Annotated in this window: 15 protein-coding genes; 10 read left to right on the top strand and 5 right to left on the bottom strand. The window is 73.2% G+C overall.

Going from position 1 to position 18,242, the window contains the following annotated elements; all coding sequences use genetic code 11:
• The first annotated feature begins 108 nt into the window (after window positions 1–108).
• The 8 genes from ACFYO5_RS25555 (at window position 109) to ACFYO5_RS25520 (ending at window position 9,500) form a co-directional block, all read left to right on the top strand.
• A complete protein-coding gene (locus tag ACFYO5_RS25555) occupies window positions 109–999 on the top strand; it encodes an alpha/beta hydrolase (RefSeq protein ID WP_388712795.1) in 891 nt (296 codons plus the stop codon).
• Window positions 1,000–1,778: 779 nt separating this feature from the next.
• Window positions 1,779–2,681 (top strand): alpha/beta hydrolase, encoded by a 903-nt coding sequence (locus ACFYO5_RS25550; RefSeq protein ID WP_388712793.1) that lies wholly within the window; start codon window positions 1,779–1,781, stop codon window positions 2,679–2,681.
• Window positions 2,674–3,918 carry an acyltransferase gene (locus tag ACFYO5_RS25545; protein WP_388712790.1) on the top strand — a complete coding sequence of 415 codons (1,245 nt, stop codon included), beginning with the start codon at window positions 2,674–2,676 and terminating at the stop codon, window positions 3,916–3,918. Before ACFYO5_RS25550 ends, ACFYO5_RS25545 begins: the two co-directional genes overlap by 8 nt.
• 10 nt (window positions 3,919–3,928) lie before the next feature.
• Window positions 3,929–5,431, top strand: coding sequence for a sensor histidine kinase (locus ACFYO5_RS25540; protein ID WP_388712787.1), 1,503 nt, complete (start codon window positions 3,929–3,931; stop codon window positions 5,429–5,431).
• A complete protein-coding gene (locus tag ACFYO5_RS25535; RefSeq protein WP_388712784.1) occupies window positions 5,428–6,102 on the top strand; it encodes a response regulator in 675 nt (224 codons plus the stop codon). The genes ACFYO5_RS25540 and ACFYO5_RS25535 overlap by 4 nt, the downstream gene beginning before the upstream one ends.
• A gap of 112 nt (window positions 6,103–6,214) precedes the next feature.
• A complete protein-coding gene (locus tag ACFYO5_RS25530) occupies window positions 6,215–7,573 on the top strand; it encodes a histidine kinase (protein WP_388712782.1) in 1,359 nt (452 codons plus the stop codon).
• Entirely contained in the window at window positions 7,570–8,235 is a 666-nt protein-coding gene (locus ACFYO5_RS25525; RefSeq protein ID WP_356560767.1) for a response regulator transcription factor, read from the top strand. Before ACFYO5_RS25530 ends, ACFYO5_RS25525 begins: the two co-directional genes overlap by 4 nt.
• A 44-nt stretch (window positions 8,236–8,279) precedes the next feature.
• Window positions 8,280–9,500 carry a cytochrome P450 gene (locus ACFYO5_RS25520; protein WP_388712779.1) on the top strand — a complete coding sequence of 407 codons (1,221 nt, stop codon included), beginning with the start codon at window positions 8,280–8,282 and terminating at the stop codon, window positions 9,498–9,500.
• A 369-nt stretch (window positions 9,501–9,869) separates the two neighbouring features.
• Here the strand turns inward: ACFYO5_RS25520 and ACFYO5_RS25515 are convergent, their stop codons facing one another.
• A complete protein-coding gene (locus ACFYO5_RS25515) occupies window positions 9,870–10,706 on the bottom strand; it encodes a diacylglycerol kinase (RefSeq protein ID WP_388712776.1) in 837 nt (278 codons plus the stop codon).
• 242 nt (window positions 10,707–10,948) lie between these two features.
• Here ACFYO5_RS25515 and ACFYO5_RS25510 point away from each other — a divergent pair, with 242 nt between their 5' ends.
• The gene (locus ACFYO5_RS25510; protein WP_356560761.1) at window positions 10,949–12,232 is read left to right on the top strand and encodes an adenylosuccinate synthase; all 1,284 of its coding nucleotides are present in this window, start codon (window positions 10,949–10,951) and stop codon (window positions 12,230–12,232) included.
• A gap of 157 nt (window positions 12,233–12,389) precedes the next feature.
• Window positions 12,390–12,683, top strand: coding sequence for a hypothetical protein (locus tag ACFYO5_RS25505; protein ID WP_388712772.1), 294 nt, complete (start codon window positions 12,390–12,392; stop codon window positions 12,681–12,683).
• A gap of 38 nt (window positions 12,684–12,721) precedes the next feature.
• On the opposite strand, the gene ACFYO5_RS25500 is transcribed toward ACFYO5_RS25505, so the two are convergent.
• The 4 genes from ACFYO5_RS25500 to ACFYO5_RS25485 form a co-directional block, all read right to left on the bottom strand.
• Complete coding sequence (locus tag ACFYO5_RS25500; RefSeq protein ID WP_356560757.1) at window positions 12,722–13,372, bottom strand: hypothetical protein; 651 nt, start codon at window positions 13,370–13,372, stop codon at window positions 12,722–12,724.
• A gap of 30 nt (window positions 13,373–13,402) precedes the next feature.
• Window positions 13,403–15,904, bottom strand: coding sequence for a glycosyltransferase (locus ACFYO5_RS25495; protein WP_388713666.1), 2,502 nt, complete (start codon window positions 15,902–15,904; stop codon window positions 13,403–13,405).
• Window positions 15,905–16,005: 101 nt separating this feature from the next.
• Window positions 16,006–16,707 (bottom strand): GntR family transcriptional regulator, encoded by a 702-nt coding sequence (locus tag ACFYO5_RS25490; RefSeq protein ID WP_388713663.1) that lies wholly within the window; start codon window positions 16,705–16,707, stop codon window positions 16,006–16,008.
• Window positions 16,708–16,869: 162 nt separating this feature from the next.
• Window positions 16,870–18,225 (bottom strand): aspartate aminotransferase family protein, encoded by a 1,356-nt coding sequence (locus ACFYO5_RS25485; RefSeq protein WP_388712769.1) that lies wholly within the window; start codon window positions 18,223–18,225, stop codon window positions 16,870–16,872.
• Window positions 18,226–18,242 lie beyond the last annotated feature (17 nt).

Raw genomic sequence — 18,242 nt, 5'->3', positions numbered from 1 at the left:
GTCCGCGCACGTCACGGGCCTGATACCGTCCCCGCCAACGGCCGAATCCCCACCGGGTCCGCCAGAACCGTTCCGCCCAATTCCGTTTTGCCGCTGAGAGGTTGGAGCATGCCGGACGACGTCGTCGCAGCCCGGGCCGCCGCCGAGGAGGAGTCGGCCTTCTCCCATCCCGCGGTCGAGCCCGACGCCACCGCCGCCTACGGCGACCATCCCGACCAGCTGATCGACTTCTACGCCCCGCGCGGCGCGACCGGCCCCGTGCCGCTGGTGGTGGTCCTGCACGGAGGAGCGTGGCGGGCGCCGTACGACCGCAGGCACATCACGCCGTTCGCGGGCTTCCTGGCCCGTCGGGGCTTCGCCGTGGCCAACGTGGAGTACCGGCGGGGCGCGGAGGTTCCCGGGGGTGAGCCCGAGGGTCCGGACGGCGGGGCGCCGGCCGCCGGTCGCTGGCCCGAGACCTTCGACGACGTCGCCGCCGCGCTGGACGCGCTGCCCGTCCTCGTCCGGGGGGCCCTGCCGCAGGCGGACGTGCGCCGCACGGTGCTCACCGGGCACTCGGCGGGCGGCCACCTGGCGCTGTGGGCCGCGGCCCGGCACCTCCTGCCGACCGGCGCCCCCTGGCGCGTCGACGGCCCGCCGCCGCTGCGCGGCGTCGTCGCCCTCGCCCCGATCGCCGACTTCGAGGTGGCGCAGAAGCTGGACGTGTGCGGTGGTGCGGCGCGTCAACTGCTCGGCGGGCAGGCGTACTTCGACGAGCGACGGCCGTACGTCGATCCCGTGCTGCTGCTGCCGACCGGCATCGCGACGACCCTGGTCCAGGGCCGCACCGACCTGGTCGTCCCGGAGGCCGTCGCCGAGTCGTACGCGGACGCGGCGGCGAAGGCCGGCGAGGTGGTGGGCCTGACCCTGCTGGAGGATGTCGGCCACTTCCCGCTGATCGACCCGGTGGCGGACGCGTGTGCGGTGGTGGCGGAGGAGATCGCCCAGTTGGCTTGGTGAGTGAGTGAGTGGTGGTCGGGTCGTGAGTGGTGGTGGGCGGTGGGTGCTGCGTGATGGGCGGTGGGGGTGCTGCGCCGAGTGGTGGTGCGGGGGCGAGTGGTGCGGTGAGGAGGGCCGCAGTGATGTGGTGCGCGGTGGCCATGGTCCCCGTGGTGCGGCGTCCCCGTCATACCCCTAGTACCTGAGAGCTACCTCCGAGGACAGCTCCCCGGTAGGACGCGAGTGACGACCCTTGATCCGTAACTTCCCCTCCAGGGACGCCCGATGGCCGGGCGGGCCGGTCGGGGAGGGGCGGGGCGATGGGGGTCGGAGCGGGGCGATTCACCGATCGGCGATTCGGTGTGAGCCGGTTCGGTGTGAGCGGGGTCGGGGAGAGCGGCGAGCGGGGACCGGATCGTGAGGCACGCGGGGCGCCGGGCCGTGGGCGTGCGCGGGGCCACGGGGGTTCGCCGGGGCGTGGGCGTGCGCGGGGCGGCGGGGGTTCGCCGGGCCACGGCAGCGCGTCGGTGGGTGAGTCCGCGCCGGGCCGTGGGTCCGTGCTCGACCGTGGGCCCGTGCTCGACCGTGGGGGTGTGTCCGGTCGTGGGGGTGTGCCCGGTCGTGGCGGTGCGCCCCGTGGTGACCTTGTGCCGCGCGGTGGGTCCGTGCTCGACCACGGGGGTGCGTCCGGTCGCGAGTCGGCGCCGGGGCGTGACGGAGCACGGGGGCATGCCCGGCGGTGGGTCCGTGGCCGGGGGTGGGTCCGTGCCCTTCTCGCCGTCCTCGTCACCGCCGCCGTGGTGGTCCCTCTCACGGCCGCGGTGCGGCCGAGCATCCCCGCCCCTGCCCCCGTCGGCCTCGCACCGGTCACGGCGTCGTCGCTGGAGGAGGCGTACGCGGCCAACCGGGCCAACGCCGAGCTGGCGGCCGGGATGGCGGCCGCCCACGGGGACCGGCGCCGCGCCGCCGCCGACCGCGCGCTCGCGGCGCCCTCCCGAAGACTCCTCTCCTTCGACGGCCGCGGTTCCGGCCGGGCGGCCGAGGTCCTCGGCGACCTGGCCCATGCCGACCGCGTCGCCGTCCTGGTGCCCGGCTCGGACACCTCCCTGGACACCTACGAACGCTTCCACGCGGCTGCGACGGCCCTGCATCGCGGTCTCACCCGGAAGACCCCGGACGGGACCGGCACCGCGGTGGTCGCCTGGCTGGGCTACGCCACTCCGGCCACGGTCAGCACCACCGCGATCACCTCCGGCCGGGCCGAGGAAGCCGCCCCGGACCTGCGCGAGTTCGTGCGCGGGCTGCGCGGCGTCACCGGCCCGGACCCGCGGATCACCCTGCTGTGCCATTCGTACGGCTCGGTGGTGTGCGGGCGGGCCGCCGACGGCCTGGACGCCGACGACCTGGTCCTCCTCGGCAGCCCGGGCACGGGCGCGGACTCGGCGGCGGACCTGCGCACCCGCGCGCGGGTGTGGGCGGCCCGTGGCGGCGACGACTGGGTGGCGGAGGTCCCGCATGCCGACGTCGACCTGTTCGGCACGACGGTCGGCTTCGGCACCGATCCGGTGTCCCCGGCCTTCGGCGCCCGGGTGTTCGCCGCCGGGGCCGGCGGCCACAGCGACTACTTCCGACAGGGCTCGACATGCCTGGCCAACCTCGTACGGATCGTCCTCGGCGAGACCTCGGAGGTCACCCGTGCGTGAGACGACCACAGCCGGCCCCGTGCGGCGGGGCGTCCTCCCCACCCGTGCCGGGATACGGCGGGCGGCCGGCCGAGTCGACGCGGGCACCCCGCCCGACCGGGACCGGGCCGTCGACGCCCTGCGGGCCCTGGCGATCCTCGGCGTCGTCATGGGCCACTGGCTGGTGACCGCGCTCGTCGCCGACGGCGGCACCCTGCGCGCCGAGAGCCCGCTGGGCCCCATGCCGTGGCTGGCCCCGGTGTCCTGGGCGTTCCAGACGCTCGCGGTGTTCTTCATGGTGGGCGGTCATGTCGCGACGAAAGGGCACGCCTCGGCCCGCGCGCGGGGCGTGACCTACGGCGCCTGGCTGCGGGCCCGCCTGGCCAGGCTGTTCGTGCCGGTGGCCGCCATGACGGGCCTGTGGGCGGTGGTCGCCGTGTGCCTGCTGCTCGGCGGCGCCAGCTTCACCACCGTGCACACGGTGGTGAAGCTGGCGCTGTCGCCGCTGTGGTTCCTGCTGGTGTTCGCGGCGCTCACGGCGGCGACCCCGGTACTGGCCCGGCTCAACCCGCTGTGGCCACTGGCCGTCGTCCTCCACGTGGACCTGGTCCGCTTCGGTCTCGGCGGCCCGTCCTGGCTCGGCTGGGTGAACGTGGCGGCGGGCTGGCTCGTGCCGTACACCCTGGGCGCCGCCTGGACGCGCGGGGAGCTGGAGCGCCGGCGCGCGGGCTGGATCCTGTGCGGGGCGGGGGCCGGGGCGACGGCCGTGCTGGTGGCCTGGGCGGGCTATCCGGCGTCGATGGTCGGCGTGCCCGGCGCGGCGGTCTCCAACCTCAACCCGCCCACCCTCGCGGCCGTCACCTTCGGTCTGGCCCAGTGCGGCGCCGCGCTGCTGCTGCGCGACCGGCTGCGGCGGGCCGTGCGCGGACCGGTGGTCTGGGCGGCCGTGGCTCTCGCGAACCTCTCCGCGATGACCGTGTTCCTCTGGCACCAGACGGCCCTGATGGCGACCACCGCCACCGGCCTCCTGGCGGGCCGCCTCCCCGGTCTGCACACCGTGCCCGACGACCTGGGCTGGGTCGCGGCCCGGCTGCTGTGGCTACCGGTCTTCGCGGCGGTGCTGGCCGTGTGCTGGACGGCGTTCCACGGCTTCGAGAGCGGCGGGCGGCGCCCGCGGGCCGAGCCGGCCGACTCCCGTGTGGTGCGGATCGGACGGCCGCCGCACAGCCAGGAACTGCGGAAGGCCGGTCGTGTCTAAGGTGGAGCGGATGAACGGGGTGGAGGCGCGGGTGACCCGCGGCCTGCGGGTGCTGCGCGACGATCTGTGGACCGTCCGGGCGGCACCGCTGCCGCCGTCGGTGTGGTTGCGCTGGCTGCCGCACGGTCTGGTCTGGCTGGTCGCGTTCGGCACCTTGCTCGCCAACGGCGACTTCCTGGCCGACCGTTATCGGCTCGGCACCCAGTTCGGTGTGCTGTGCGCGGTGGCGCAGGGTGTGGCGGTGGTGCTGGCGCTGTGGCGCCCGATTCCGGCCTGGTGGCTGTCGACGGTGGTCACCGTGGTGGTCGCCCTGGTCGCCCGGGGCCGTCTGCTCCAGGCTTCGCACTCGGGCGACCCCAGCTGGCCGTGGGGGCCGCCCGGTCTGATCGCGCAGTGCCTGGTCCTGTTGCTGTTGTCGCTGCGGGTGCCGACCCGGGTGTCGGCCGAGGCGCTGGCGCTGACCGCGCTGGCCACCTATGTCCTCGAAGGGGTGATCGGCGGCGCCAACTACGGGCCGTCCGGCACGCTCGCGGTGACCCTCTTCGCCGTCGTCGTCCTCCTCGGCAGCGCTCTGCGCGGTCGTCGCGAGGCCCGGCACCAGCTCGTCGAGCAGACCGGCATCACCGCCGAGGAGCGCGCCCGCCGCACCGTGCTGGAGGAGCGCAACCGCATCGCGCGCGAGCTGCACGACGTGGTCGCCCACCACATGTCGGTGATCTCGATCCAGGCACAGGTGGCGCCGCACCTGGTGGAGAACCCGTCCCGGGAACTGCGTGAGAACCTCGAAGGCATCCGGCAGAACGCCCTGGAGGCGCTCACCGAACTGCGCAGGGTCCTCGGTGTGCTGCGCTCCGAGAACCCCGAGGACCCCTACGGCCTCGGCCCGGCCGGCGGCGGAGCCACCCCGGACGCCCCGCAGCCCACGCTCGACCGGCTCGGCTCCCTCATCGACAACACCCGTGCGGCCGGGCTGGAGGTCGTCAGCCGGGTGCGGGGCGAGGCACCGGCGTATCCGCCGGGCGTGCAGCTGTCGGCGTACCGGATCGTGCAGGAGGCGCTGAGCAACGCGCTGCGGCACGCGCCGGGTTCGCACGTGCGGGTCGACGTCGTCCACCTCCCGCAGGGCCTGTCCCTGGAGGTCGTCAACTCCCGCCCGCGAGGTCCGGTCAGATCGTCGCCCGGCGCGGGACACGGGCTGCTGGGTATGCGGGAGCGGGCCGTGATGCTGGGCGGTCACGTCGCCGCGCACCCCACCCTGCACGGCGGGTTCATGGTCTCGGCGTTCCTCCCGAAGGACGGCATCCCCCTCCCGCCCACCGAGGACACCGACCCGCCCGCCGACCTCGAACTGATCTTTCCGGAACCCCGCCCGAGGTCGCCGACGGCCGGACCGGCGCCGGGATCCACAGCAGCACCGCTGACCGGTCTCTCGGCAGGCCTCCCGCCGGGTCCCTCGGCAGGCCTCCCGTCGGGTTCCGCGGCGGAACCACCGACAGGAGACGAGACCAGATGACGAGCGGCACCATCCGCGTACTGATCGCCGACGACCAGCAGATGGTCCGGCAGGGCTTCACCGTGCTGCTCGACGCCCGCCCGGACATCGAGGTGATCGGGCAGGCGGTCGACGGACTCGACGCCGTCGCGCAGGTCGCCGAGCTGTCCCCGGACGTCGTGCTGATGGACATCCGCATGCCCGAACTGGGCGGCATCGAGGCCACCCGGCGCATCACGCTCGCCACCCCCGAGATCAAGGTGCTGGTGCTCACCACCTTCGACCTCGACGAGTACGTGTACGAGGCGCTGCGCGCCGGGGCGTCCGGGTTCCTGCTCAAGGACGCCTCCGCCGACCAGCTCGCGGAGGCGGTGCGGGTGGTGGCGGCCGGTGACGCGCTGCTCGCGCCCGGCATCACCCGGAAGCTGATCGCCGAGTTCTCCCGTCTGGACGGCACGCCCCGCGCCCCGCTGAAGGAACGCGTCGGTGACCTCACCGAGCGTGAGACGGAGGTGCTGGCCCTCATCGCGCAGGGCCTGTCCAACGCGGAGATCGCCGGCCGGCTCGTCGTCGCGGAGCAGACGGTGAAGACGCACGTGGGCCGCATCCTGGTGAAGCTGGGCCTGCGGGACCGCACCCAGGCGGCGGTGTTCGCCTACGAATCCGGGCTGGTGAGACCCGCCGGGTACTGATGTCCCGGCGTCCGCGGCGTCCGGGATCCGACCCGTAGTACTTGAGAGGGACCCGGCGGAACCCCTCTCACTGGTGACGACCGCGACCCCCCTCTCCGCCTACGGTTCTGATGTGACCGAGACGACCCAGACGCAGACCACGCCGCCGGACGACCCGTACGCGACCTACCGGCCGCGCAGCCCGGAGATCCGGGCGGCCGTGGGCGCCCTGCGAGGGCTGCGGGAGGACCTGTTCGAGGACGCCTTCGCCTACCGCCCGCTGCCCCGCCGTGAGCCGGTCGGCCGCTTCACCCGTCGGCTGACCGGCCGCAAGCGGGTGTACGCCACCTGGTCCCGGCACGCGCTGGTCGGGGCGGGCGGCGCGCTGGCCCTGCTGATCTCCCTGGCCGACGGCGGCGGCGGCTTCACGGGCCTGGTGTGCGGGCTACTGGCGCTGGCCCCCGTGCTGCTGACGCTGGTCCGCCCGGCGGGCGCGTTCTGGCTGTCACTGATCTCGACGACGCTGGTCGCCGCCATCGGCACGGCGTGGAGCGAATGGCCGTGGCTGCCGGGCAGCTTCGTCTCCCACCTCGTGGTGCTGACCGTCGTGGCGATACGCACCCGCCCGCGCACGGCGGCCTGGATGTGGCTGCTGACCCTCGCCTACGGCTTCGTCGCCGAGACGGCCTTCAGCTGGGGCCACTACAGCACCGACGTCGCGCCGATGCTGGTCTTCTCCGCGCTCATCCTGCTCGCCGTCACCGTCTGGCACATCCGCCGGCAGGCCGAGGAGGAGGTGACCGCCCAGCAGACGGTCACCGCGCACGAGCGTTCCCGGCGCACACTGCTGGAGGAGCGCACCACGATCGCCCGCGAGCTGCACGACGTGGTCGCCCACCACATGTCGGTCGTCGCCATCCAGGCGGAGGCCGCCCCGTACCGGGTGGAGAACCCGCCGCCGGAGCTGGAGAAGGCGTTCGCCACGATCCGGGAGAACGCGGTCGCGGCCCTGACCGAGCTGCGCCGGGTCCTGGGTGTGGTCCGCGCCGAGGACTACGAGGCCCCGGACACCCCGCAGCCCACGCTCGCCGAGCTGGACGGGCTCCTGGCCAATGTGCGGGAGGCCGGCCTCCCGGTCGAGAAAGTGGTGACCGGCGCGGTGCGCGAACTGCCGCAGGGCGTGGAACTGTCGGCGTACCGGATCGTGCAGGAGGCCCTGAGCAACACCCTGCGGCACGCGCCCGGCGCGAGCGCCCGCGTGGAGATCGGCTATGTGCTCGGTGGGCTGGGCCTGCGCGTGGTCAACGGAGCGCCGCCCAACCCCGCCCTGGTGAAGCCCTCTCCGGGCGCCGGGCACGGCATCACGGGCATGCGGGAGCGGGTGACAATGCTGAACGGCGAGATGACGGCGGACCCGACGCAGGACGGTGGCTACGAGGTGGCGGTCTTCCTTCCGGTGCCGATGGCCGCGGTGGGAGACGGTGAGGCATGACGATCCGGGTACTGATAGCGGACGACCAGATGATGGTCCGCGAGGGGTTCTCCGTCCTGCTGAACGCCATGCCGGAGATCGAGGTCGTGGGCGAGGCGGTCAACGGCCGCGAGGCGGTGGACCGCGTCCGTGAACTGGCTCCCGACGTGGTCCTGATGGACATCCGGATGCCCGAGCTGAACGGCATCGAGGCGACGCGGGAGATCGTGGCCGCGGACTCCACGGCGAAGGTGCTGGTCCTCACCACCTTCGACCTCGACGAGTACGTCTACCAGGCGTTGCGCGCGGGAGCCTCCGGCTTCCTGCTGAAGGACGCGTCCGCCCGCCAGCTCGCCGACGGGGTCCGGATCGTGGCCGCCGGGGAGGCGCTCCTCGCCCCGTCCGTCACCCGGCGCCTGATCACCGAGTTCTCCAAGCTGTCCGACGGCCCCCGGCTGCCCCGCGCCGCCCAGGCGTCCTACGGCGACCTGACCGAGCGCGAGACGGAGGTCCTGGTCCTCATCGCGCAGGGCCTGTCCAACGCGGAGATCGCCGGGCGGCTGGTGGTGGCCGAGTCCACGATCAAGACGCACGTCAGCCGGATCCTGGTGAAGCTCGGCCTGCGGGACCGCACCCAGGCGGCGGTGTTCGCGTACGAGGCGCGGCTGGTGAGACCGGGGTGAGACACCCCTGGTCAGCGGCGGGGGCGACGGGCTAGCGTCCGGTCATGGCAGCAGTCGACGACCTTCGCTTCGATCCGTGGGACCCGGCGTTCGTGGCCGACCCGTACCCGGCGTACGCCGAGCTGCGGGAGCGGGGACGGGTGATCAGGTACGAGCCCACCGACCAGTGGCTGGTGCCGCACCACGCGGACGTCTCGGCGCTGTTGCGGGACCGGCGGCTGGGGCGTACCTACCAACACCGTTTCCGCCACGAGGAGTTCGGGAGGACGGCGCCCCCGGCGGAGCACGAGCCCTTCCACACGCTGAACGACCACGGCATGCTCGATCTGGAGCCGCCGGACCACACCAGGATCCGGCGTCTGGTGTCGAAGGCGTTCACCCCGCGCACGGTCGAGCGGCTCAAGCCGTATGTGCGGCGGCTGGCCGGTGAACTGGTGGACACGCTGGTGGCGGCAGGCGGCGGCGACCTGCTGACGGACGTCGCGGAACCGCTGCCGGTGGCGGTGATCGCCGAGATGCTGGGAATCCCGGCGTCGGAGCGGGCCCCGCTCCGGCCCTGGTCGGCGGACATCTGCGGGATGTACGAGCTGAGTCCGTCGCAGGAGACGGCCCGCAGGGCGGTGCGCGCGTCGGTGGAGTTCTCCGAGTACCTGCGGGAGCTGATCGCGGCCCGCCGCAAGGAGCCCGGCGACGACCTGATCTCCGGACTGATCGCGGCCCACGACGAGGACGACCGGCTCACCGAGCAGGAGATGATCTCGACGGCCGTGCTCCTGCTGAACGCGGGCCACGAGGCCACCGTGAACGCCACGGTCAACGGCTGGTGGGCGCTGTTCCGCAACCCCGACCAGCTGGCGGCCCTGCGCGCCGACCACTCCCTGGTCCCCTCCGCCGTGGAGGAGCTGATGCGCTACGACACCCCGCTCCAGCTCTTCGAGCGCTGGGTCCTCGACGACATCGAGATCGACGGCGCGGTGATCCCGCGAGGTGCGGAGGTCGCGCTGCTGTTCGGCTCCGCCAACCACGATCCCGCGGTCTTCACCGCCCCGGAGCGCCTGGACCTCACCCGCGGGGAGAACCCGCACATCTCCTTCAGCGCGGGCATCCACTACTGCATCGGCGCCCCGCTCGCCCGCATCGAGCTGGCCGCCTCGATGGGAGCCCTCCTGGAGAAGGCCCCCACACTGCGCCTGGCTACGGAGCCCGCACGCAAACCGAACTTCGTGATCAGAGGCCTGGAAGGGCTCAGCGTGGAGATCGGCTGAACCCCACCGAGTGCCGGCCCCTCAGCCCGGCCTGAGGGGCCGCCCGAGACGGGACTGCGGCCGAGCTGGGGCTGAAACCGGGTCTGAGCCCAAACCCCACCCGAACCCCCACCCGAACCCGCGCCCGAACCCGACGCCAACCCGAACTCGAGGCCGGCCCCCGCCCCCGGACAACCGGCCAGGACCGAGCCCGCCCCCCTGCGGCGAGCCCGCCCCCCTGCGGCACCCCACGGCGACGCCGACACCCGCGAGGACCTTCCTGGCCGTCCTGCCCGGCATGCTCGCTCCAGCTCCGCCACGGCCTCCGGCTCTCCGACCTGCCTACCGCCCCCTCCCGGCTGCGTCCCCCCGGGGGGCGGGCCCTCCCGCTCACCGCCCCGGCAGCACCAGACCGAGCGCGCCCTCGCGGACCACCCATGTCCGTCGCCGTACCGGTCCCGCCACCGCCGCGTCGGCCCGGTAGCGGAAGTCCGCTCCGGACACCGTCACCGTCCGGCCGCGGGCCTCCAGCGGGGAGGCCTCCGCGCCCACCGAGACCGGGCGGACCGCCACGACCGCCGTGCCGGGGGCGTCCGGGGTCACCGACACCGCCTCCACGGGCTGGTCCAGGTCGACCAGCGTCACCCCGTCGACCTCGACCCGGAGCCGTGTGGGGCCGGGTGCCGGCGGGAGGGGGACCGGCCGGGCCGGGACCAGGGTGCGGACGAGGGACCGGCAGGTCCGCAGCCACGGCCGTACGCCGTCCGCGTCCCGCCGGTCGTCCGGGTCGGACAGCGGCGGGATCCGCAGTGCGCCCAGGACGACCCCGTCGCTGTCGTCGACGAGCAGGTCGAGGCGCCGCTCGGTGCCGTCCAGGACGGCCCGCGCCGCCGCGACCGCCCCCAGGGGCACCCCCAGGGCGTGCGCGACGCTCAGGGAGCTGCCCACGGGCACCATCGACAGCACGCACTCGGCCAGCTCCCGCCGCCGGTGCAGGAGGGCCACCGCTCGCATCAGCGCACGGTCGTCACCGATCACGACGGGTCGCCGCGAGCCGCGGCGCGCGAGGACGCGGTCGAATTCCTCCACGTCCTCGGGGAGGCACACTTTCGTGGCCGCACCCGCGCTGAGCACGTCTTTCGCGATCCGTACGGACTCTCCGTCCGTCCTCCGGGCGACCGGATCGATGATCACCAGCAGCTGGTCCGGCGTCGCGAAAGTCGCCACCTCGGTCCTGCCTCGCTTCCTCGGGTAGCATCTTTGTGCAAGAGCCCCTTGCGCTATTGCGCCAGGGGCTTCGTCTATTCCGGGGCATCCGGGTCCGACGGTGTGCGGCCGGCAACGGTCGCGTGGCGGCCAATGACGGTCGCGGTACCGCGACCGACGACGGTCGTGGTGCACGCGGTGGTGAGAGCCTCCGCGTACGCCCCTGACCCTGGACATGCCCCACCCGGAAGGGGTGTACGCGCGTGCCCGCACTTGTGCTGCTCGGTGCTCAGTGGGGTGACGAGGGCAAGGGAAAGGCCACCGACCTGCTCGGCGGCTCGGTGGATTATGTGGTGCGATACCAGGGCGGCAACAACGCCGGCCACACGGTCGTCGTGGGCGACCAGAAGTACGCACTGCACCTCCTCCCTTCCGGAATCCTGTCGCCCGGATGTACGCCCGTCATCGGAAACGGAGTCGTCGTCGATCCGTCGGTCCTGCTCTCCGAGCTGAGCGGTCTGAACGAGCGAGGCGTCGACACGTCGAAGCTGCTCATCAGCGGCAACGCGCACATCATCACGCCCTACAACGTGACTGTCGACAAGGTGACGGAACGCTTCCTCGGAAAGCGGAAGATCGGCACCACGGGCCGGGGCATCGGCCCGACCTACGCCGACAAGATCAACCGGGTCGGCATCCGCGTACAGGACCTGTACGACGAGTCGATCCTGGAGCAGAAGGTCGAGGCGGCGCTCGACGTCAAGAACCAGCTGCTGACCAAGCTGTACAACCGCCGTGCCATCGCCGTCGAGCAGGTCGTCGAGGAACTGCTGGGCTACGCGGAGAAGCTCCGCCCGTACGTCGCCGACACGGTCCTGGTGCTGAACCAGGCCCTGGAGGATGACAAGGTGGTCCTCTTCGAGGGCGGCCAGGGCACGCTCCTGGACATCGACCACGGCACGTATCCCTTCGTCACCTCGTCGAACCCGACCGCGGGCGGCGCCTGCACCGGCGCCGGCGTGGGCCCGACGAAGATCAGCCGGGTCATCGGCATCCTCAAGGCCTACACGACCCGGGTCGGCGCCGGCCCGTTCCCGACGGAGCTGTTCGACGAGGACGGCGCGGCGCTGCGCCGCATCGGTGGCGAGCGGGGTGTCACCACCGGCCGTGACCGTCGCTGCGGCTGGTTCGACGCGGTCATCGCCCGCTACGCGACCCGCGTGAACGGCCTGACCGACTTCTTCCTCACCAAGCTCGACGTCCTGACCGGCTGGGAACAGATCCCGGTCTGCGTGGCGTACGAGATCGACGGCAGGCGCGTCGAGGAGCTGCCGTACTCGCAGAGCGACTTCCACCACGCGAAGCCGATCTACGAGAACCTCCCGGGCTGGTCCGAGGACATCACGAAGGCCAAGACCTTCGAGGACCTGCCGAAGAACGCCCAGGACTACGTCAAGGCGCTGGAGGAGATGTCCGGCGCCCCGATCTCCGCGATCGGCGTGGGTCCGGGCCGGGACGAGACGATCCAGATCAACTCGTTCATCTGATCGGCGGTCCGAGGCACCCGGGGGACCGCCGGGGGCCGACCGGGGGCCGCCTTCCGCGCACGCGGGAGGCGGCCCCCGGTCTCGTCGGGAGATATGCCGTGAACGGGCTTAGGCTGAACCCAGACCGCCGCGCGTCGACCAGGAGAAGGTGAGTGCGATGCGCGTACTGCTCAAGGCATCCATGGACACGGAGAGGGCCAACGAGGCCATCCGCAACGGCACCCTGGGAAAGCTGATCCAGGAGACGGTGGAACAGATCCACCCCGAGGCCGCCTACTTCACGACCGATGACGGCAAGCGCACGGCCTACCTGGTCTTCGACATGCAGGACAGCTCCCAGATGCCGGTGATCAGCGAGCCGTTCTTCCTCAACCTCGGTGCGGAGATCTCCTACACGCCGATCATGAACAGTGACGACGTGCAGAAGGGGCTCTCCCAGCTCGGCCGCTGACGCCGGTCCGGGCGGGTCCGGGGCCGGAGCCCGTCGGCTCAGCTGAAGACGATCATCGACCCCTGCGCCAGACTCCGGGTGGCCGCCGCGTGCAGCCCGAGCCACACGTGCCGCTCGCGGGCGAACGGGCTCGGATCGTACGGGGGCGCGACGGCCGGCTCCTCCAACTCCGTCGGGGCGGCCGGAGGTTGCGGCGCGGCCGGCGGGTTGGCCGGATCGATGCCGATCGACGGGGCGACGTACTCCAGCTCCCGCAGCAGGGACTGGGCGGAGCCCAGCGGGCCGCCGCCGGCGAGGAGTTCGTCGTTGGACAGGGGCTGCGGGAAGTCGACCGGGACGTAGGCGCCCGCGTGGTCGTAGTGCCAGACCAGGTGGGACTGCTGGGCCGTCGACTCGAACATCTCCAGGAGCTGCTCGTAGTCGCCCCCCAGGTCGTCGACCGGGGTCACCGGCAGTCCGCACACCTGGAGCAGGTAGGCGCGGCGCAGGAAGTGCAGGGCGTCGTAGTCGAAGCCGGCCACCGGGGCGACGTCTCCGGACAGGCCCGGCATGTACTGGTACACCGGCACGGGCGGGAGTCCCGACTCGGCGAGCACCTTGTTGTACTGCGCGAGTTCCTCGGCGAACGGATTGTCGGGGGTGTGGCACAACACGTCGACGAGCGGCACCAGCCACAGGTCACAGGCCAAAGAGGGCTCCTCACTCAGGGTGTCGCGCGGTCATTGCTTCCCATTGCCCGAACTGGGAAGGGTAGCCGGTGCGTCCCGCGTCGGCTCCCCCTCGTGCAGGTCCCATACCCACACTCCGGCCACCCACCTACCGGGGCGGCCCACCAGCTTGTCCACGGTGGCCCGAAGCGGCCCGTCGTGCGGTTGCGGGGTGAGCACGAGCGCGCCCGCCCGCCAGTACGCGAGGTCCCGGCGGGCCTCGTCCCGCGCGCGGTCGTCGATCACCTGGGCGACGCCCGTCTCCCGTACGTCCTTCAGCAGGCTCGCCGTCCAGTTCAGCGGGACGCCGTAGACGCCGCTGCGGTCGCCGTCGCCGTAGGGCCGGTTGAAGTAGCCGCCCGGCATCCGGAAGCCGAGGCCGGCGGCGATCTGCCAGTGCAGGGCCGCCGCGGCGGTGGGCTCGGGCAGCGGCACCGGCACGAGGGACTCACCGGGGCGGACGTACGCCTTCCAGGCGCCGTCCGTGAAGAAGGCGGGCACCTCGGCGCGCGGCTCGGACCGCAGCGGGGCCGGGATCAGGGGGAGCAGGGCCAGGCAGACGGCGAGGAGGCCGGCGTACTGCGTGCCCAGGGAGCGGGCTCCCGCCAGCCGTCCGATCGCGAGGGCGAGCAGCATGCCGAGGACGGGGGCGCAGATCAGCGCGGTGCGGCTGACGATGACCGACTCCAGCAGCGGGAGGCCCGCCAGCGGGGCCCACGGGCCCGGGACCTCGGCGCCGGTCAGCGGGACGCGGACGCGCGTGCCCAGGGAGAGGACGGCCGCGGCGGCCGCCGTGAACGCCAGCGCCCTGACGACGGGCCGGCGCCACAGGGCGACGGTGATCGCGAGGGCGAGGAGGAGCAGGGGCCAGCCGTAGAAGGCGTTCTGCTCGGTCGGGTTGAGGGAGAGGGCGTCGGCGCGGTCGGCGTCCCCCGCGAGCAGGGACCGCTCGGCGAAGGTCAGCAGGGCGCGCACGCTGTTGGCGGCGCCGGGGCCGTGGTCGAGGTGGGTGTAGCTCTGGGGGCCGGAGAACTGCCAGGCCAGCGGGTAGACGACCAGGGTCAGGCAGACGGCCGCGGCGATCGCCAGGCCGCGCAGCAGGGGACGTACGGCCGCGCGCGCCTCGCGGGGCCGGACGGCGGTGTGGGCGGCGGCGAACAGCAGCATGCCCAGCGCGGCCAGCAGCAGCGCCTCCTCACCGAGGAAGACCTGGTAGGCCGCCATCAGGCCGAGGACGACCGCGTCGCGGACGACCCGGGTGCCCGCGCACAGCCGCAGGGTCCGGTCGAGGATCGCCGGGATCATGAACAGGACGACGAAGTTGGGGTGGGCGTTGGCGTGGCTGACCATCGGCGGCGCGAAGGCGGCCAGCGCGGCGCCGGCGAAGGCCGCCCCGCGCTGGGGCACGAGCCTGCGCACGATCAGCCGGTACCAGGCCGTCGCGGTGGCCGCGAGGCCCAGCGTCGTCGCCAGGCTGAGGGCGACGGCCGGACCGCACAGGAGCGTGACCGGGGTGAGCGGGACCGACAGGCCGAGCATGGCGGTGTTCGCCATCAGGTTGACGCCGTCGGGGACGCCCTGGAGGTCGCTGAACAGCGGGTTCCGCAGGTGGGCGATGTTGTCGGCGGTCACCGCGAAGAACCACTCCCACTGGTTCTGGTCCTGGAGGGAGTCGGTGAGGTAGCGGTGGGCCGGGTCGAAGAAGCGGCCGGCGTAGAGGGCGACGGACAGGGCGAGGAACAGGGCCGCGGCGACGGCGTCGGCGGGGCCGGGGAGCGGGAGGCGCAGGCGGATCAGGTCGCGCGGGAAGCGGAGGTAGTCCAGCGGGCGGATCTTCGAGCCGGGCCGGTGCGACCAGTGCACCGCGACCTCGGCGACCGGCCAGTCCGCCCGCTGGAAGTGGCGCAGCACCTCCACGTCGATGGCCCAGCCGTCCAGCCGGGACGCGGCGAACGCGGCGCGGACCTTCTCGCCGTCGAACAGCTTGAACCCGCACTGGGTGTCGCGTATCCCGCGCACGGCCGTCGTGCGGATGAGCAGGTTGCCCGCGCCCGCGAGGAGTTCGCGCACCGGGTGCCGGCGGTCACCGAGTGTCGCCCCCGGCACGGCCCGGGAGCCGACCGCGGCCGCGTTGCCCCGCGCGAGCGCCGCGTCGAGCCGCTCCAGCTCGGCGGCGGGTACGGCGAGGTCGGCGTCGGTGATCAGCACGCGCCGCCCCCGGCTGGCGCCCACGCCGAGCCGCAGGGCGTGCCCCTTGCCGCGGTTGCGGGGGCTGGTGATCAGCCGCAGCCGGGGGTCGCGGCGCAGGGTGACGATCTCGCGGGTGGCGTCGGTGGAACCGTCGTCGGCGACCACGATCTCCCAGTCGCCCCACCGGTCCCCGGCTGCGGCGAGCTGCCGGACGAGCGCGTCGAGGGTGGGGCCGAGCCGGCGTTCCTCGTTGTAGGCGGGCACGACGACGGAGAGGTCCGGGACCGCCCGGCGGGCTGTGGTTCCGCGGGACTCGGTGGTCACGTGGGAGGCGATGGTCGTGCGGGACTCCGGGGAGCCGTGGGTTTCGGTGGTCGCGCGGGACTCGGGGGAGCCGTGGGACTCCTCGGCGGTGTCCGTCCCGCTCACCCGGCCGCCAGCCGCTCGATCAGCGCGAGGGTGTGGGTGTTGTACGAGGCGAGGATCGTGCGGGCAGTGGTCGTGTCGCGGCGATACAGGGCATCGACCAGTTCGGTGTGGCCGGACCACAGGTGACCGCGTAGTTCGGAGAGCCGGCGCAGATGCTGCACCAGGCACACCCAGGTCTGCACGCGCAGCCGGTTCAGGAAGTCGGCGAGATAGGGGTTCCCGAACAGGGCGCTCAGCTCGCGCCAGAACCGCAGGTCGTAGCCGATGAGCACGGTGAGGTCACCGGCGGCGGCGGCCCGCTGGGCCTCCTCGCCGCGTCGGCGCACCCCCGCGACGGCCGCCGCGATCCGCGGGTCGTCCGGGTTCCGCAGGCGCTGCCCGTCCGCGTCCAGCGCGAGGAACATCCCCTCGATGACCAGGCTGCGCGCCTCGACCATGCCCCGGAAGTCGGCCACGGAGTACTCGTGCACCCGGAAGCCCCGGTGGTGGTCGGCCTCCAGCAGCCCCTGCGCCGACAGGTCGACCAGCGCCTCGCGGACGGGGGTGGCGGAGACGCCGTACTGCTCGGCTATCTCCTTCACCGTGAACTCCTGGCCCGGCTGGAGCCGTCCCGCCAGCACCTCGTCGCGAAGCGCGTCGGCGATCTGCTGCCGCAGGGTGCTGCGGGTCACGGCGCCGTTGCCGCTGCTGCCGGGCATGGTCGGGGCGTCTCCCTCGTCCTCGTCGCGTACGCCGGTCGACGGCGTGAGCGCCATCGGCCGACGGCGTGCTCGTCGGTATGTACGAGCACGCCACCTTACGCGTTCGACGAATGCGGGGACTTGTGCGCGGAGCCCGGACGCGGGCGGGCCGCCCGCGGGCTATGCGGTGTACTCGTCGGCCACCGACAGCGCCGTGTCCAGTGCCGCGAGGCCCTCCTTCAGCTCCGCCTCGTCGGCGTTGCACGGCGGCACGAAGTGGGTGCGGTTCATGTTGACGAAGGGCCACACCCCGGCCTTCTTGGCGGCGGCCGCGAAGGCGGCCATCGGCGCGTTCGCCTCACCGACGGCGTTGTACGGCACCAGCGGCTCGCGCGTCTCGCGGTCCTTCACCAGCTCCAGCGCCCAGAACATGCCGACGCCGCGTACCTCGCCGACGCTCGGGTGGCGCTCGGCCAGCTCCCGCAGCCCCGGTCCGACGACGGAGGCGCCGAGGTTCTTCGCGTTGTCGACGACGCCCTCCTGCGCCATCACGTCGATCGTGGCGACGGCGGCGGCGCAGGCGAGCGGGTGTCCGGAGTAGGTGAGACCGCCGGGGTAGGGCCGCCTGCCGAAGGTCTCCGCGATCGCGCCGGAGATGGCGACGCCGCCCAGCGGCACGTATCCGCTGTTCACGCCCTTGGCGAAGGTCATCAGGTCGGGCACGACCCCGGACAGGTCGGCCGCGAACCACTCGCCGGTGCGCCCGAACCCGGCCATGACCTCGTCCAGGACGAAGACGATCCCGTACGTGTCGCACAGTTCCCGCACGCCGGCCAGGTAGCCGGGCGGCGGCACCATGATCCCGGCCGTGCCGGGGATCGTCTCCAGGACGATCGCGGCGATCGTCGCCGGTCCTTCGAAGGCGATCGTCGTCTCCAGGTGCTCCAGCGCCCGCGCGCACTCCTGCTCCTCCGTCTCCGCGTAGAAGCGGGAGCGGTACAGGAACGGCGCCCAGAAGTGCACGACCCCGGCCGTGGCCGAGTCGGAGGCCCAGCGGCGCGGGTCGCCGGTGAGGTTCACGGCCTGCTGGGTGCCGCCGTGGTAGGAGCGGTAGGCCGACAGCACCTTGGGGCGTCCGGTGTGCAGCCGCGCCATGCGCACCGCGTGCTCCACGGCGTCGGCGCCCCCGTTGGTGAAGAAGATCTTGTCGAGGTCGCCGGGGGTGCGCTCGGCGATCAGCCGGGCCGCCTCGGAGCGGGCCTCGACGGCGAAGGCGGGCGCGAAGGTGGTCAGGTGCGCGGCCTGCTCCTGGATCGCGGCGACGACCTTGGGGTGCTGGTAGCCGATGTTGGTGTAGACGAGCCCGCTGGTGAGGTCGAGGTAGCGCTTGCCGTCGTAGTCCCAGAAGTACGACCCCTCGGCGCCGGCCACGGCGAGCGGGTCGATGAGTTCCTGCGCGGACCAGGAGTGGAAGACGTGGGCGCGGTCCGCGGCCTTCACGGCGGCGCCGGTCTGGGGGTCGGTCTGAGGGGTCATGCGGGCGAGCGTAAATG

It is taken from the genome of Streptomyces sp. NPDC006259 (assembly GCF_042870975.1).
GTDB lineage: Bacteria > Actinomycetota > Actinomycetes > Streptomycetales > Streptomycetaceae > Streptomyces.
This window is presented reverse-complemented; position numbering and strand designations above follow the sequence as displayed.

Bases quoted from the DNA above. Each gene is read 5' to 3' on its own strand.
- ACFYO5_RS25490 (WP_388713663.1), bottom strand. From the start codon at position 16,707: ATGCCCGGCAGCAGCGGCAACGGCGCCGTGACCCGCAGCACCCTGCGG.
- ACFYO5_RS25555 (WP_388712795.1), top strand. From the start codon at position 109: ATGCCGGACGACGTCGTCGCAGCCCGGGCCGCCGCCGAGGAGGAGTCG.
- ACFYO5_RS25540 (WP_388712787.1), top strand. From the start codon at position 3,929: ATGAACGGGGTGGAGGCGCGGGTGACCCGCGGCCTGCGGGTGCTGCGC.
- ACFYO5_RS25485 (WP_388712769.1), bottom strand. From the start codon at position 18,225: ATGACCCCTCAGACCGACCCCCAGACCGGCGCCGCCGTGAAGGCCGCG.
- ACFYO5_RS25525 (WP_356560767.1), top strand. From the start codon at position 7,570: ATGACGATCCGGGTACTGATAGCGGACGACCAGATGATGGTCCGCGAG.
- ACFYO5_RS25505 (WP_388712772.1), top strand. From the start codon at position 12,390: ATGCGCGTACTGCTCAAGGCATCCATGGACACGGAGAGGGCCAACGAG.
- ACFYO5_RS25535 (WP_388712784.1), top strand. From the start codon at position 5,428: ATGACGAGCGGCACCATCCGCGTACTGATCGCCGACGACCAGCAGATG.
- ACFYO5_RS25520 (WP_388712779.1), top strand. From the start codon at position 8,280: ATGGCAGCAGTCGACGACCTTCGCTTCGATCCGTGGGACCCGGCGTTC.